Here is a 14,774-nt window from a genome sequence, read left to right as displayed (position 1 = left end):
AAGACTTCCTTGTGTTTGAACAATGCTTTTGCGTTGCGAATGGTGTGATCTGTCTTGCCGATCGGGCGAGAAAGCATGCGGCCTCTTGACCAGCTATCGATTCTAGCAGATCGCCGCCTGCTGCGGCATCCGCCGGTGATCGCGTCACACCGCGGACACAGCGGTCATACCGCGCGAGCCGTGAAGCGGCCGTCGTTCTCATCGAGTTCGATCGAGAGGCCGAACGCCGTGCTGAGGTTGGCTGCGCTGAGCGATTCGGCAAGCGGCCCGGCCGAGACGATCGCACCATCCGCCAGGATGAGGGCGTGGGTGAAGCCGATGGGGATCTCCTCCACGTGATGGGTCACCATCACGATCGCGGGAGACGTGGACTCGCGCGCATAGCCGCTGAGCAGATGCAGAAGCTCTTCGCGTGCGCCGAGGTCGAGGCTCGAAGCCGGCTCGTCGAGCAACAGTATCTCGGGGTCGGTCATGACCGAGCGTGCGATCTGAACGCGCTTCTGCTCGCCGTCGCTCAGACTGCCGAAGCTGCGGTCGGCGAGGTGGTCGAGCTTCCACTCGGCGAGCACCCGCTGAGCGCGGCGAATGTCCATGTCCTCGTACTCCTCGGTCCAGCGGCCCGTCACCGAGTACGCCGCGGTCAGCACGACGTCGAGCACCTTCTCGTTCTTCGGCACCTTGCGCGCCATCGCGGTCGACGCGAAGCCGATCATCGGCCGTAGCTCGAAGAGGTCGACCTTGCCCAGTCTCTCCTGCAGCACGACGGCGGTCCCGCTCGTGGGGTGCATGGCGGCCGCGGCGATCTGCAGCATCGTGGTCTTGCCAGCGCCGTTCGGCCCCAGGATCACCCAGCGCTGGTCGTCGTCGACAGTCCAGGAGACGGAGTCGAGGATGGTGTTGCCATCTCGAACGACGGACACGTCTGTGAGCTGAAGAACGCTGGCCATGCTCCTATGCTATCGGCGCAGTAGACCCTCGTAGATCTCCCGGGTTCGCACCGCGATCTGCTCCCAGCCGAACTCCTTCTCGGCACGGGTCCGCCCGGCGGCTCCCATGAGCCGCGCCCGGTCGGGGTCGCCTACGACCTCGATGAGCACCGCGGCCAGATCGGCGACGAAACGATCCGGGTCCGTCGGTGTCCCCGTTCCGTCGTCGAGCTGGTCGATCGGAACGAGACGCCCGGTTTCACCGTCGGCGACGACCTCGGGGATACCTCCGGTGGCGGTCCCCACCACGGGAATCCCGCAGGCCATCGCCTCGAGATTGACGATGCCGAGCGGTTCATAGACGGATGGACAGACGAAGGTCGTTCCTGCCGTGAGCACAGCCGAGAGCTCGTGCTGGCTGAGCAGGCGATCGATCCACACGACGCCAGAACGCTCGGCCTGCAGCGAGGCGACACCCGCTGTCACCTCTGCGAGGATCTGAGGCGTGTCAGGAGCCCCGGCGCACAGCACGAGCTGGACGTCGGCGGGAAGCATCCGTGCCGCGCGCAGCAGGTACGGAAGCCCCTTCTGCCGGGTGATGCGGCCGACGAACACCACGGAGGGCCGATCCGGATCGATGCCGAGCGCCCGCACGGTCTCCTCGTCGACGACGGGCTTCCACCGGTTGAGGTCGATGCCGTTGTAGACGACATGCACACGCGACGCGTCCAGATCCGGGTAGGAGCGCAAGATGTCGCGCCGCATGCCGCCGCTCACGGCGATCACCGCATCCGCACCCTCGAAGGCGGTCTTCTCGACCCAGCTGGAGACGCGGTATCCCCCGCCGAGCTGCTCGGCCTTCCACGGGCGCAGGGGTTCCAGGCTGTGGGCGGTGACGACGTGGGGAATGCCGTGCAGAAGCTTGGCGATGTGTCCTGCGCCGTTCGCGTACCAGGTGTGCGAGTGCACGATGTCCGCTCCGGCCGTATCCTGCGCAATCTGCAGATCGACGCCGAGCGTCGAGATCGCCGGGTTCGCCTCGACCAGCGTATTCGGCGGCCGATAGGCGACCGTGTCGAGCTCGTCGCGCGGCTCGCCGAAGCATCGCACGACCACGTCAACGTCGCTGCGCAAGGCACGCACCAACTCGGCGACGTGGACGCCGGCGCCGCCGTAGACCTCTGGGGGATACTCACGCGTGAGCAGATCGACTCGCATGCTGCAAAGGTAGCGCAGCACACGGCGTCACACAGCCCCGATTCGAGTGGTCGCAATCGGCGGCCTGCCCTAATGTGTAGTCATGAAGTCCAAGAAGATCTTCGGAATCGTCCTGGCTGGCGGCGAGGGCAAGCGTCTCATGCCGCTCACGGAGGATCGTGCGAAACCCGCCGTGCCCTTTGGCGGGCAGTACCGCCTCGTAGACTTCGCGCTCTCCAATCTCATCAATTCGGGCCTCACGCAGATCGTCGTGCTCACCCAGTACAAGTCGCACAGCCTGGACCGCCATGTGTCGCAGACCTGGCGCGTCTCTGGCCTGCTCAACTCCTACATCGCCTCCGTTCCCGCTCAGCAGCGGCTCGGCAAGCGGTGGTTCAGCGGCTCGGCTGACGCGATCCTGCAGAGCCTCAACCTGATCCGCGACGAGCAGCCGGACGTCGTCGTCGTCGTTGGCGCCGATCACGTGTATCGCATGGACTTCAGCCAGATGATCGAGGCGCACATCGCGTCCGGCGCCGCGGCCACCGTCGCGGCGATCCGGCAGCCGATCGAGCTGGCCGACCAGTTCGGCGTCATCGACCTCGACCTCGATGACCCCATCAGGATCAAGGCCTTCCTCGAGAAGCCGAAGAACGCGGTCGGTCTCGCGGACGCCCCACACGAGGTGCTCGCTTCGATGGGCAACTACGTCTTCGACGCCGATGCGCTCATGGACGCCGTCGTCCGAGACGGCGAACGCGCAGATTCGAGTCACGACATGGGCGGTGACATCATCCCGGCCTTCGTCGAGAGCGGGCAAGCCGGCGTCTACGACCTTCGCCGCAACGATGTTCCCGGTTCTACCGACCGCGATCGCTACTACTGGCGCGACGTGGGGACCATCGACTCCTTCTTCGAGGCCCACCAGGATCTCATCTCGGCGCTGCCGATCTTCAATCTGTACAACGAGGAGTGGCCGATCTTCACTCAGCAGCTCAACTCGCCGCCGGCGAAGTTCGTGCGCGACGCTCGCGGAGCCCTCGGGACGATGATCGACTCGATCATCTCGCTCGGGTCGGTGATCTCGGGCGCGCACATCGAACGCAGCGTGCTCGGCCCCTGGGCGAACGTCGGCTCCGGCGCTCACGTCGTCGACTCGATCGTCTTCGACCGGGTTCGGATCGAATCCGATGCGTTCGTCGGTCGCGCCGTACTCGACAAGCATGTCGTCGTCGAGGCGGGAGCCAGGGTCGGTCTCGACCGGGAGCGCGACCTCGCCCGTGGCTTCAGCGTGACCGATTCCGGCATCACGGTCGTCGGCAAGGGCGTGCGGGTCACTGCGTGACGCCCGCGCTCCGATGACCCCGCCGAGACCTGCGCGCGGCGATGCGCGATTCCTCGTCGTGCTCGATGCCGACTCCACCCTCATAGAAGACGAGGTCATCGAGCTCCTCGCCGACGCCGCCGGCTCGCGCGCCGTCGTGACCGAGATCACCGAGCGGGCCATGCGAGGCGAGCTCGACTTCGAGGAGAGCCTGCTCGCCCGGGTCGGCACCCTGGCCGGGCTGCCGCAATCGGTGTTCGCCGAGGTCGGCGCCCTCATCCGCCCGACGCCGGGCGTTCACGAGCTCATCGCGACCGTGCACGGTGCCGGCGGCGCGATCGGGGTCGTCTCCGGCGGATTCCACGAACTGCTCGACCCGCTCTCGGACTCCCTCGACCTCGACCATTGGCGAGCGAACCGGCTCGGGCTCGCCGACGGACGCCTGACAGGACACCTCGTCGGTCCGGTCATCGATGCCGATGCCAAAGCGGCCACACTGCGCGAGTGGGCGCAGCTGGAACGTGTGCCGCTCGTTCGCACCATTGCCGTCGGCGATGGTGCGAACGATCTGCGCATGATGGCTGTCGCCGGGCTCTCGGTCGCCTTCAACGCGAAGCCGCGCGTGCGCGCCGAGGCGGACGTCTCGATCGACGTGTGCGATCTCAGTCAGGTCCTCCCCCTGCTAGGGTTGCGCGGCTGACCCGCAGGCCGCTATCCGGTCAGGTGCTGGGCGGCGGCGAGACAAACCGCTTCTCGCTCGAACCGCTCTTGGTCGGTCGGGTGCGCATCTTCGCCTCGTATGCCGGCATCGCGGTCACGGCGTGGTGTGTTCGGGCGCGGTGCACGCTCGGTGCCTCCCACGATCTCGGAGAATCGTGAGCTGAACGATCCGAGCGAGGTGCAACCGACGGCCGTGCACACATCGGTCACGCTCATGCCCGCACGAAGCAACGCCTTCGCCCGCTCAGTGCCCCATCCCGAGCCCGCCGTCGACGGGAATGACAGCCCCGGAGATGTACGCTGCATCGTCGCCGGCCAGCCAGACGACGACCTTGGCGACTTCCTCCGGCGTCGCGAAGCGTCCGGCCGGAATGTTCCGCTTGTATTCGGCCTGTTGCGCTTCGGGCAGTTCTGCGGTCATGTCCGTCTCGATGAACCCGGGGGCGACGACGTTCGCCGTGATCCCGCGGGCACCGAGCTCACGCGTGACCGACCGCGCAAGACCGACCAGCGCGCTCTTCGACGCAGAGTAGTTGACCTGACCGGCCGATCCATAGAGGCCGACGACGCTCGAGATGAGAACGACGCGTCCGAAACGCGCTTTGAGCATGCCCTTGGACGCACGCTTCACGACCCGGAAGGAGCCCGTGAGGTTCGTGTCGATGACATCGGTGAAGTCCTCGTCGCTCATGCGCATGAGCAGAGTGTCCCTGGTGATCCCTGCGTTCGCGACGAGCACCTCGACCGGTCCCAGCGCCGCCTCGACCTCGGTGAAGGCGGCATCGACGGACGCCGCATCCGTCACGTCCGCGCGCACCGTGAGGGCACCGGTCGGCCCTTCGCCGGAACGAGCCGTGACAGCGACCTGGTATCCCTGCGCCACGAACTGCTCAGCGATCGCGAATCCGATGCCACGGTTTCCGCCGGTGACGAGTACGGTACGGGTGGTCATGCTGCGTCCAATCTGGCGAGGGGGAAATGGCTCCGTGGAAAGCTGAAACCCAGCTTAGGCGTCGCCGCGGACTCATTGGAGACGTAGGCTTGAAGTAGCGGCACCACCCTGGTTCCCGCGGTTCGGTAGCAAGAAATGAAACAGCAGTCGATCACCTCCCTCCCCATTTCGCCGGAGGTGGAACGTCGCAATCGCATGATCAAGTACACGGTCGCGATGTCGATCCGTGTCGTCTGCATCGTGCTGATGCTCTTCGTGCAGGGCTGGTGGCTGCTCGTATGCGCGATCGGCGCGATCACGCTGCCGTACTTCGCCGTCGTCCTCGCCAATGTGCACTCGAATCCTCGCCGCGGCACCGTTCTTCGCCCCGGCGGACTCGTCACCTTCCGGGCGCGGCGCAATCTGCCGGGCGAAAGCGTTCCCTCCGGTCCGGACGCCGACAAGAAGGCTTCCAGCGCCGAGAACACTCCCGGAAAGCCATCGTGATCGAGCTGGGAGGGGAACTCCCCCGCGAATCCTGCTCACGCGCCGAATGCCGCTCCGAGGCGATCTGGCGGATCGACTGGCGCAATCCGCGCATCCATTCCGCCGAGCGCCGCAAGACGTGGCTCGCGTGCGACGAGCACATCGGCTTTCTGCGTGACTTCCTCTCGGCCCGGGAGTTCCCTCTCGACGTGACCCCACTCGATTCGACGGCATCCGCGCCGTCGCGGGGGGATGGTCCGTGAGCGGGTGGCGGTTCGCCTTCAGCAGGCGGTGGGCTGGCTACCTCGCGCTGACGGTTCTCTTTGCGATCGTCTGCGCGAGCCTGGGCGTGTGGCAGCTCGCGCGCCGTGCCGAAGCGACGTCCGAGATCGAACGGGTGCAGGCGAACTGGTCGGCCGAGCCCGCCCCGGTCGAGCAGGCACTCCCCCGGCTCGACTCCTTCGACGAGTCCCAGAAGTGGCTGCCGGTGACGATGACGGGCCGCTATCGCACAGTGGATCAGCTCCTCGTGCGCAACCGACCCCTCGGGGGCAGCCCAGGGTTCGAGGTGCTCACCCCGCTCGAGCTCGCCGACGGCACCGTCTTCGTCGTCGACCGCGGCTGGCTCCCGGTCGGTTCGAGACAGGACTCCCCCGACATCGTTCCGGATCCCCCTTCGGGAGAGGTCACGGTCGTCGCCCGTCTCAAAGCAGGCGAACCGACCCTCGCCGGGCGCTCCGCATCAGGGAACCAGATCGCGACGATCCAGCTCGACGACATCGCCGGCCGGCTGGATGGGAGCACCTACACGGGTGCCTATGGTCTGCTCGACACCGAGGATCCCGCGCCGGCGGAGCGCCCGATCGCGGTGACCCGACCTGTCGAGGACGAGGGACCGCACCTGTCCTACGCCTTCCAGTGGTTCGTGTTCGCACTGCTCGGATTCGTCGGCCTCGGTTGGGCGCTGCGGCAGGAGTACCGCGCCGTCAACGCCGACGATCCGGCGGAGCAGCAACGAGCCGCCGCACGCGAGCGGCGCAAGGAGTTGCGCACGCGCAGCGACGCCGACATCGAGGACGACATCCTCGACACCCGGTAGCCTGCACCGCAGCTCGGTCGTCGGGAACGCGAGCGGCTATGCGAGCGCGATGAGCTCGGCGTAGTCCTTGTTCCAGTGGTCCTCGACGCCGTCCGGCAAGATCAGGACCCTCTCGGGATTGAGTGCCTCGACCGCTCCGGGATCGTGACTCACCAGCACGACGGCTCCCTCGTAGTGCGCGAGTGCATCGAGGATCTCCTCACGGCTCGCAGGGTCGAGATTGTTCGTCGGCTCGTCGAGCAGCAAGACGTTCGCGCCAGACACGACGATCATCGCGAGCGCCAGGCGAGTCTTCTCGCCACCGGACAGCACCCCCGCGAGCTTGTGAGAGTCGTCGCCCGTGAACAGGAACGAGCCGAGCACCCTGCGCGCCTCGGTCTCCGTGATGTGTGGCGAGGAAGACGCCATGTTCTCGAGGACGCTCCGGTTCACGTCGATCGTCTCGTGCTCTTGGGCGTAGTAGCCGATCCGGAGTCCGTGACCAGGCTCGATCTGCCCGGTGTCCGGCTGGTCCGCTCCACCGAGGATGCGCAGCAGCGTGGTCTTCCCGGCACCGTTGAGCCCGATCACGACGACCTTCGATCCACGGTCGATGGCGAGGTCGACGGCGGCGAAGATCTCCAGAGATCCGTAGCTCTTGCTGAGGTTGCTCGCCATGAGCGGCGTGCGCCCGCACGGTGCAGGGGTCGGGAATCGCAACTTCGCGACCCGGTCGACGGTGCGCACCTCGTCGAGGCCGGAGAGGAGCTTCTCGGCACGAGCCACCATCTGATGCGCTGCGGCAGCTTTGGAGGCCTTCGCCCCGAATTTCGCGGCTTGGAGCTGGAGCGCCCCGGCTTTCTTCTCGGCGTTGGCGCGTTCCTTCTTGCGGCGCTCCTCGTCAGCGGCACGCTGGCGCTGGTAGTTCTTCCAGTTCATGTTGTAGATGTCGATGACGGTGCGGTTGGCGTCGAGGTAGAACACCCGGTTGACCGTCTCGCCCACGAGCTCGATATCGTGAGTGATGACGATGAATCCGCCTTTGTAGTTCTTAAGGAAGTCGCGCAGCCACACCACGGAGTCCGCGTCGAGGTGGTTGGTCGGTTCGTCGAGGATCATCGTCGAGGCATCGGAGAAAAGAATGCGGGCGAGCTCGATGCGGCGACGTTGACCACCGGAGAGGGTCTTGAGCGGCTGGTCGAGGATTCGATCGGGCAGATTGAGGTTGCCGGCGATCGACGCGGCCTCTGCCTCGGCCGCGTAGCCGCCAAGCGCCTGGAAACGATCGGTGAGAGTGCCGTACTTCTTCATCGCCGACGAGCTGACGGATTCGTCCGTGCTCGCCATCTCGATGCTCGCCTGCTGCATGCCGAGCACGAGGCTGCCGAGTCCGCGCGCGTCGAGGATACGTGTTCGGGCGAGATCCTCAGGGTTGCCGGAGCGCGGATCCTGAGGCAGGTAGCCGATCTCGCCGGAGCGTTCGATCTTGCCGTTCGTGGGAAGCGTCTCACCGGCCAGCGTCTTCGTCAAGGTGGTCTTGCCTGCGCCGTTGCGTCCGACGAGTCCGATCTTGTCTCCGTCGGACACGCGAAAGCTGACGTTCTCCATGAGCACGCGTGCTCCCACGCGGATCTCAAGATCTTGAACGCTGAGCACGACTGAGTCCGTTTCTGGAGGAGTGGAGGGCGCGCCGAGTGGCGCAGCGAACCAGTCTACGACCGAGCGGCCCTCCAGCACGATTCGAGACGGACGACGAGGCGGGATGTCGCCGTCGTCGGCGATACTGATCCCATGTCTGATCCCATGTCTGCGACAACGGCGGAACGCGAGATCGCACGACTGCGGTCCGAGGCCCAGGGGCTCGGCGGCGGCGGCCGTACCCCGACCGAGGTCGTCGAACGCCTCCTCGCCCTGCAAGCGCAAGACCTGGCCGCGGCCAAATGGGCCGTTGCGACCCGTGCGGGAGGATCGACGGAACAGGACATCGACGGCGCGCTCGCGCGGGGAGAGATCATCCGCTCCTGGCCCATGCGCGGAACCCTGCATCTGGTTCCCGCCCGGGATCTCGGCTGGATGCTCGAACTCACGACATCACGGCTGCTTGCCCAGGCGAGCGCCCGCCATCGACAGCTCGAACTCGACGGCGCGGCGTTCGAGCAGGCGCGCGAGATCGCGATCGAAGCGTTGTGGGGTGGTCGGGAGTTGAGTCGCGCCGGCTTCATGCAATTGCTCGAGTCGCACGGCATGGCGACCAAGAACCAGCGCGGCTACCACATCATCTGGGTCCTCGCCCAGACCGGGACTCTCTGCTGGGGGCGCGTGGAGAACGGCTCGCAGACGCTCGTGCTGCTCGACGAATGGGCGCCGGAGCAGCGGCGACTCGAACGCGACGAGTCCCTCGGAGAGTTCCTCCGTCGCTACGTGCGCGGGCACGGACCTGCGACGCTGCAGGACTTCGTCTGGTGGTCGAAGCTCACCATGGCCGACGCGAAGATCGGACTCGCCGTCGCACGCGCCGATCTGCAGGAGTACCTCGTCGACGGCACGAGCTATTGGATCTCCGCCGAGACGGATGCCTCGGCACCGTCAACGGCAGGGAGAAGGAGGTTCGCGGCGTCCCTACGCGCTCTTCCCGCCTTCGACGAGTACTTCCTCGGCTACCAGCGCCGCGAGGCGGTGATCGACGAGCGCTGGGCCGATCGGATCGTTCCCGGCAGGAACGGAGTGTTTCAGCCGATCGTCGTCGCGGGTGGACGGGTCGTCGGTACGTGGCGGCGCGCCATGAACGGGGGTTCTGTCTCGGTCGAGGCATTTCCCTTCGCGCCACTGTCAGCAGTGCAGACGGCGGGATTCGAGCGCGAGGCGCGACGCTACGCCCGCTTCCTCGGCAAGAAGCTCGTCGAGGGTGCGACGGCGAAGCATCCGTTATCGGTGGCCGGCGAGTGAGTCGCCGGATCGTCGCGACGACATCGGGTTACGACATCGGGTTAGCCTGAACAGGTGCGACTGACATCCCGTATTCAGGTCACAGCCAGAATTCCGCTCCTGCAGGTGACCAAAGTGGCCGTCGCGACCGTGCTCGCCTGGTTCGCCGCCCAGCTGATCTTTCCCTCCGAGCTTCCGATCTTCGCCGCGATCGCGGCCCTGCTCGTGGTGCAGCCGAGCGTCAACCAGTCCCTCGGACGCGCGCTCGAACGTTGCGTCGGTGTCATCGTCGGAGTCGTCATCGCCTTCACGGTCGGCGTGACCTTCGGGCACAACAGCTGGATCGTGCTCCTCGGAATCGTTCTGTCGATCTTCATCGGCTGGGCTTTCCGCCTCACTCCCGCATCAGCCAACCAGATTCCGATCAGCGCCATGCTCGTGCTCTCGATCGGAGCGACGACTCCCGAATATGCCGGCGCACGCATCATCGAGACCGTGCTCGGTGCCGTCGTCGGGCTCATCGTCAATGTGACCATCGCGCCGCCCGTCCTGCTGATGCCTGCCCACGACGCCGTCAGCGCCCTGGGCCGCGAACTCGCCGCGACAATCGACCGGCTCGCTCATGCGCTGGGCAGCGTGCAGACGCAGGCTCAACTCGAAGAACTGCTGCTCAACGCTCGCCTACTGCGCCCGATGCAGGTAAAGGCAACGGATGCCATCCAGCAGGGCGAGGACAGCCTCGCCTTCAACCCGCGCCGGTCGAGGCACCGCACAGCGCTCGAAGGCGAGGCCGCGCTCTTCGCCCGGCTGACTCCGCTCGTCACCAGGATGCTCGGCATGACGCGTGCCCTCCGTGACCACTACGACGACGGCTTGCACGAGGAGCCGACAGTACGCGCGATAGCGGTCGAGCTCGAGCGCGCGGCACACGACCTGAGGCTTCTCGTGCGCGACGAAGACACGACCTCGGGAGCCGAGCCTCCCACCACCACGTCTGAGCTGCCAGCGCTCACCGCACCGCTCGTGATCGCAACACCGCATCCGCAGCATTGGATCCTCATCGGATCACTTATGGAGGATCTGCGACGGGTGCGCGAGGAGATCCTCGACGAGTGATGCTCGATGGGAGCATGACATGCGGCGGGGCTCCGGTCCCCCAGAGCCCCGTCGAGGTTCGCCGAAGAGCTACTGTTGGAGGGCGGCCTGCAGTTCGAGAGTGATCGTGACCTTGTCGCCGAGCAGCACTCCGCCGGTCTCGAGCGCTGCGTTGTATGTGAGACCGAAGTCCTCACGGTTGATCTCTGTCCTCGCGGTCGCGCCGCCCTTGTAGTTGCCATAGGGGTCTCCACCGAAGCCGCCGAACTCGAACTCGAAGGTCACCGGCTTGGTGACGCCCTTGATCGTGAGGTTTCCATCGATGAGGAAGTCGCCGTCCTCGGCGCGGACGCCCGTCGACACGAAGTCGATCGTCGGGTAGGTCTCGGCATCGAAGAAGTCGCCCGCGCGCAGATGCGCGTCGCGGTTGGGCTCGTTGGTGTTGATCGAGGCGACCTCGGCTGAGGCGGTCACGGTGGACTCGAGCGGGTTCTCGGCAGTGACGAAGGTGGCGTTGAAGCGCTCGAAGGCGCCCTTGACCTTGCTGATCATGAGGTGCCGGATGGTGAAGCCGACCTCACTGTGCGCTGGGTCGATGGTCCAGGTTCCGACACGGTAGCCGGGGATCGAGGTCTCGATGGTCGTGGTCATCCACAGTCTCCTTGAATGGGGGGCGACGAGGACGCTCCTCGTCTTCTATGCAAACGCATGAGAACATCGGATATTCCGGGCTCGCCGAATTTCGTCCGCTACGGTTCGGATATCCCTCGGTCGACGGCGCCGAGGTGACGCAGCGCGAGCATGGCACGCGCACTGCCATCGATGCCCTGCTCGGAGATGCGGCCCGCCCGCACTGCCGCGGCGATGTCGGCGATCATGCCGCCGACGTCGACCCCGACGGTCGACGGATCCTGCGGCAGCACGAAGAGCAGGGCGTCGTTGCCGGCGGCCAGTGCTGCGACGGCGTTCTCCGATGGGTTCGAATAGGCCGGATCACCGGAGTTCTGCAGCATGAGCATGTCGTCGGTGACGCTGATGCCGTCGAAGCCGAGTTCGTCGCGCAGAATCGCATGCCATCGCGATGAGATCGACGCGGGAGCCGGATCGATGGCCGAGTATGAGAGGTGCCCGAACATCACGAACTCCGCTCCGGCATCGATTCCCGCCTGGAACGGTGGGGCGACCTCCGCGCGCCACTGCTCAAGGCCGATGTCCGAGGTCGGAACACCGACGTGCGAGTCGCCTGTGGCCGCGCCATGCCCGGGAAAGTGCTTGAGGGTACTGAGCACACGAGTGCCCTCGGCCGAGACGGCGGCTGCGACCCGCTCGGCAGCCGCGGAGGCGTCTGTGCCGAGCGCTCGGTCGTAGATGAAGGAGCTCGGATCGTTCGTGACGTCGGCGACGATCCCGAAGTTGAGGTTCACCCCAGCTCGCGACAACAGGAAGGAACGGGTCGTGAAGGCATCTCTCGTCGCCCGCACCGGTTCGTTCTTGAGCACGTCGGCCCCGGGCGCCCGGTCCTCAACGCGCGTCACCTCGCCGCCTTCCTGATCGATCCCTATGAGTGGCGGGAACGCGGGGTCGGAAACCAACTGGCTCGTCATGGCGGCGAGTTCGGCGACAGTGCCGGGAATGTTGTCGCCCATCAGGATCACGCCGCCGAGACCGTAGGCGTCGATGAAAGCGCGTTGCGCTGCGCCATCGGTGCCCGGAGTATGCAGCACGAGGAGGCTCGCGATCTTCTGTTCGAGGCTCATGGTGCGGAGACGCTCGGCGACGGCATCGTCCGATGGCGTCTGGATTCTCTGCTGCTTCGTCTCTCCCGAATCGACGATGGCGACCGGTGTTGCATTTTCGAGGAGACGTGGAGAAGACGGCGCTGCACACGCCGCCGTTCCTCCGATCGCCGCCAGGAGAGCGATGGCCGTCCCCACGATCACACGAACCGGTCGCCTCGACATAGGCAAAAGTCTATCCAGGGAACACGGCGAACCTCGAAGGTGGCGGCGCGACGCGCATCCGCGTAGCGTCGGAACATGACCATACGGCCGGTGCGCGAGGCGACGCCGTTGCACCTGCACGATGTTGCAAGCGACGCCGTGATGTTGGCCGGTGGTGGGTGCGCGATCCTGCTGCAATTGGCGCACCCGGCGATCGGACATGGGGTCGCCGCCCACAGCGACTTCGTCGAACGGCCGCTCGACCGGCTGCATGGAACTCTCGACTATCTCTATGCCCTTGCCTATGGCGATCAACTCGAGCAGGAGGAGGTCGTGCGCCGCGTGAATCACGCGCACGCTCCTGTGCGCGGCGAGACCGGTCACGGCATCCCGTCGTACAGTGCCTTCGATCCGGAACTGCAGCTGTGGGTGGCGGCGACGATGTATTACGCCGCCGCAGAGGTGTACGAGCGGGTCTTCGGCGCACTCGACGAGGCATCCGCCGATGCCATGTACCGTGAATACGCGGAACTCGGCACCCGCCTGCAGATGCCTCCCGGACTCTGGCCGGTCGATCGATCAGCCTTCGTCGTCTATTGGAACACGGGGCTGGCCGCGCTCTCCACAGATGCGACGACGCGTTCGGTCGCCCGGATGCTCCTCCATCCACGACACGTCCCCTTTTGGCTGCGCTCGATCATGCCCGTGATCCGTTTCGTGACGATCGGCCTGCTGCCGGCACCGGTGCGTGAGCTCTACGGCTTCTCGTGGACTCCGGGCAGACAGCGCGCCTTCGACCGCGTCACGCAGGTCACCGCCGTCGTCTACCCGAGACTGCCGAGACGGCTGCGGCAGTGGCCGAGGAATCACGTGCTCCGTCGTTTGCGTCGCTCTCTGCCGCGAACGCTCGTCGGCACGAACACGGAGAAAGTCGCATGAGGCGGCGCTGGAAAGAGACAGCCCTCACCCGGCTGCTCGGCATCGAGAACCCGATCGCTTCCTGCCGAGCTTCGGGGAGCAGTTGGAGGCTGTGCTCGATGCGGCGCCGGCCGTTGCGAGCTTCGTGTTCGGCGTCCCCCCGGTCGAGGCGATCGAGGCGCTGCACGAGCGGGGCACCCTGGTGGTCGGAAGCCCTGGGCGCCTCGGCGGTGCAGATCGGAACCGCCTTCCTCGTCTGCTCTGAATCTGCCGCCAGCGATGTCCACCGTGAAGCCATCCTGAGCCCGGCCGCTCGGTGCACCGTGCTCACCCGGGTGTTCAGCGGGCGGCTCGCCCGCGGCGTGCCGAACCGCATGCTCCGAGAGCTGAGCGCGGACGCCCGAGGCCCGGCGCCGTTCCCCGCGCAGAACTGGCTCACCGGGGGGATCAAGGCGGAGGCCATCGCCCGCGGTGACGGCGACCTCATGTCGCTCTGGGCCGGGCAGACCGCTCCGCCGGCGCAACGGCACCCCGCCGCCGAACTGATGCGCGAACTCGTCAGAGATGCGGAGGCCCTGCTCGGCTAGTCTGGACTCACCACGGATTCAGGGATGGCGATGACGCAGCACTCCGATCAGGCTCCGCGTTCCGGGCACACGAACGGCGAGCCTCAGCGGGCGATGTTCGACGCCATCGACCGGCAGATCGTCGCAGAGCTGAGCAAGGATGCTCGGCTCTCGATTCGTGCACTCGCCGAGCGGGTGCACGTGTCCAGGACCACCGCGCACAGCCGACTCCAGCATCTCGTACAGACAGGAGTCATTACAGGGTTCGGGGCTCAGATCGATCGCAAGTCGATCGGACTGCATGTCACCGCGCTCGTCGTCGTCAAGATCGGCGACATCGCCTGGGAGGAGATCGCGGTCGAGCTCGCGGCGCTGCCATTCGTCGAGAAGGTTCAGGCGGTCAGCGGCGACATCGATATCATGCTCACCGTGAGCGCCCCGGACAATGAGCAGCTGAGCCAAGCGATCCTGCGTGACATCCACAATCTGCCCGGCGTCGTATCCACCCGCTCGCATCTCATTCTGGAGGAGATCGACGGTCAGGCACCGGCACAGACACTGGACATCTGGCATTGATCTAGCCTTCTAACGAGCCGAATGGCCTCGTCCAGGAGCGATCCCGGCCATTCGTTCACACTTGCCGTGGCGTGTTCGCGAGTGAGGTTACC

The 14,774-nt window shown here is 66.1% G+C and carries 16 protein-coding genes and 1 pseudogene; 10 read left to right on the top strand and 7 right to left on the bottom strand.

All coding sequences use genetic code 11. From position 1 onward, the window contains the following. Window positions 1–164 precede the first annotated feature (164 nt). Both ACFQB0_RS05600 and glgA read right to left on the bottom strand, forming a co-directional pair. Window positions 165–947: an ABC transporter ATP-binding protein gene (locus ACFQB0_RS05600; RefSeq protein WP_386728598.1), complete on the bottom strand. Its 783-nt coding sequence runs from the start codon at window positions 945–947 to the stop codon at window positions 165–167. Between the two features lie 9 nt (window positions 948–956). Beyond that, window positions 957–2,144, bottom strand: coding sequence for a glycogen synthase (glgA, locus tag ACFQB0_RS05595; RefSeq protein WP_386728595.1), 1,188 nt, complete (start codon window positions 2,142–2,144; stop codon window positions 957–959). Between the two features lie 82 nt (window positions 2,145–2,226). Here glgA and ACFQB0_RS05590 point away from each other — a divergent pair, with 82 nt between their 5' ends. Further along, window positions 2,227–3,468, top strand: coding sequence for a glucose-1-phosphate adenylyltransferase (locus ACFQB0_RS05590; RefSeq protein ID WP_386728593.1), 1,242 nt, complete (start codon window positions 2,227–2,229; stop codon window positions 3,466–3,468). 13 nt (window positions 3,469–3,481) lie between these two features. After that, window positions 3,482–4,147: a phosphoserine phosphatase SerB gene (gene serB / locus ACFQB0_RS05585; protein ID WP_386728591.1), complete on the top strand. Its 666-nt coding sequence runs from the start codon at window positions 3,482–3,484 to the stop codon at window positions 4,145–4,147. Window positions 4,148–4,166: 19 nt separating this feature from the next. Here serB and ACFQB0_RS05580 read toward each other — a convergent pair. Continuing rightward, window positions 4,167–4,413 (bottom strand): annotated as a pseudogene (locus tag ACFQB0_RS05580) (AraC family transcriptional regulator); the annotation flags it as partial. Further along, on the bottom strand, window positions 4,412–5,119 hold the full coding sequence (locus tag ACFQB0_RS05575) for a beta-ketoacyl-ACP reductase (protein ID WP_386728589.1): 708 nt from the start codon (window positions 5,117–5,119) through the stop codon (window positions 4,412–4,414). The gene ACFQB0_RS05575 and the pseudogene ACFQB0_RS05580, both read right to left, overlap by 2 nt. Before the next feature lie 135 nt (window positions 5,120–5,254). Between ACFQB0_RS05575 and ACFQB0_RS05570 the strand changes: the two genes are divergently transcribed. From ACFQB0_RS05570 to ACFQB0_RS05560, 3 genes are read left to right on the top strand one after another with little or no spacing between them, the layout of a single operon-like run. Continuing rightward, window positions 5,255–5,605, top strand: coding sequence for a DUF3099 domain-containing protein (locus tag ACFQB0_RS05570; RefSeq protein WP_386728587.1), 351 nt, complete (start codon window positions 5,255–5,257; stop codon window positions 5,603–5,605). Beyond that, window positions 5,602–5,847 carry a hypothetical protein gene (locus ACFQB0_RS05565; protein ID WP_386728584.1) on the top strand — a complete coding sequence of 82 codons (246 nt, stop codon included), beginning with the start codon at window positions 5,602–5,604 and terminating at the stop codon, window positions 5,845–5,847. The genes ACFQB0_RS05570 and ACFQB0_RS05565 overlap by 4 nt, the downstream gene beginning before the upstream one ends. Further along, window positions 5,844–6,683, top strand: a complete 840-nt coding sequence (locus ACFQB0_RS05560) for an SURF1 family cytochrome oxidase biogenesis protein (protein WP_386728581.1) — start codon at window positions 5,844–5,846, stop codon at window positions 6,681–6,683. Before ACFQB0_RS05565 ends, ACFQB0_RS05560 begins: the two co-directional genes overlap by 4 nt. 36 nt (window positions 6,684–6,719) lie before the next feature. Here the strand turns inward: ACFQB0_RS05560 and ACFQB0_RS05555 are convergent, their stop codons facing one another. Beyond that, window positions 6,720–8,318: an ABC-F family ATP-binding cassette domain-containing protein gene (locus tag ACFQB0_RS05555; protein WP_386728578.1), complete on the bottom strand. Its 1,599-nt coding sequence runs from the start codon at window positions 8,316–8,318 to the stop codon at window positions 6,720–6,722. A 135-nt stretch (window positions 8,319–8,453) separates the two neighbouring features. Between ACFQB0_RS05555 and ACFQB0_RS05550 the strand changes: the two genes are divergently transcribed. Then, the gene (locus ACFQB0_RS05550; protein WP_386728576.1) at window positions 8,454–9,608 is read left to right on the top strand and encodes a winged helix DNA-binding domain-containing protein; all 1,155 of its coding nucleotides are present in this window, start codon (window positions 8,454–8,456) and stop codon (window positions 9,606–9,608) included. 54 nt (window positions 9,609–9,662) lie between these two features. Continuing rightward, window positions 9,663–10,703 (top strand): FUSC family protein, encoded by a 1,041-nt coding sequence (locus ACFQB0_RS05545; protein ID WP_386728573.1) that lies wholly within the window; start codon window positions 9,663–9,665, stop codon window positions 10,701–10,703. Window positions 10,704–10,772: 69 nt separating this feature from the next. On the opposite strand, the gene ACFQB0_RS05540 is transcribed toward ACFQB0_RS05545, so the two are convergent. Beyond that, window positions 10,773–11,333, bottom strand: coding sequence for a YceI family protein (locus tag ACFQB0_RS05540; RefSeq protein WP_386728571.1), 561 nt, complete (start codon window positions 11,331–11,333; stop codon window positions 10,773–10,775). A 98-nt stretch (window positions 11,334–11,431) separates the two neighbouring features. Continuing rightward, on the bottom strand, window positions 11,432–12,643 hold the full coding sequence (locus tag ACFQB0_RS05535) for a glycoside hydrolase family 3 N-terminal domain-containing protein (RefSeq protein ID WP_386728569.1): 1,212 nt from the start codon (window positions 12,641–12,643) through the stop codon (window positions 11,432–11,434). Between the two features lie 75 nt (window positions 12,644–12,718). Between ACFQB0_RS05535 and ACFQB0_RS05530 the strand changes: the two genes are divergently transcribed. From ACFQB0_RS05530 to ACFQB0_RS05520, 3 genes are all read left to right on the top strand, one after another. Continuing rightward, entirely contained in the window at window positions 12,719–13,561 is an 843-nt protein-coding gene (locus ACFQB0_RS05530; RefSeq protein ID WP_386728566.1) for an oxygenase MpaB family protein, read from the top strand. A 209-nt stretch (window positions 13,562–13,770) separates the two neighbouring features. Continuing rightward, window positions 13,771–14,127 carry an NAD(P)H-dependent flavin oxidoreductase gene (locus ACFQB0_RS05525; RefSeq protein WP_386728564.1) on the top strand — a complete coding sequence of 119 codons (357 nt, stop codon included), beginning with the start codon at window positions 13,771–13,773 and terminating at the stop codon, window positions 14,125–14,127. A 30-nt stretch (window positions 14,128–14,157) separates the two neighbouring features. Beyond that, entirely contained in the window at window positions 14,158–14,682 is a 525-nt protein-coding gene (locus ACFQB0_RS05520) for an Lrp/AsnC family transcriptional regulator (protein WP_386728561.1), read from the top strand. Window positions 14,683–14,774: the final 92 nt, after the last annotated feature.

This window comes from Luethyella okanaganae (assembly GCF_042660285.1).
GTDB classification, from domain to species: Bacteria; Actinomycetota; Actinomycetes; order Actinomycetales; family Microbacteriaceae; genus Luethyella; species Luethyella okanaganae.
Note: the sequence above shows the minus strand (reverse complement) of the source record. Positions and strands in the feature narration are given on the sequence as shown.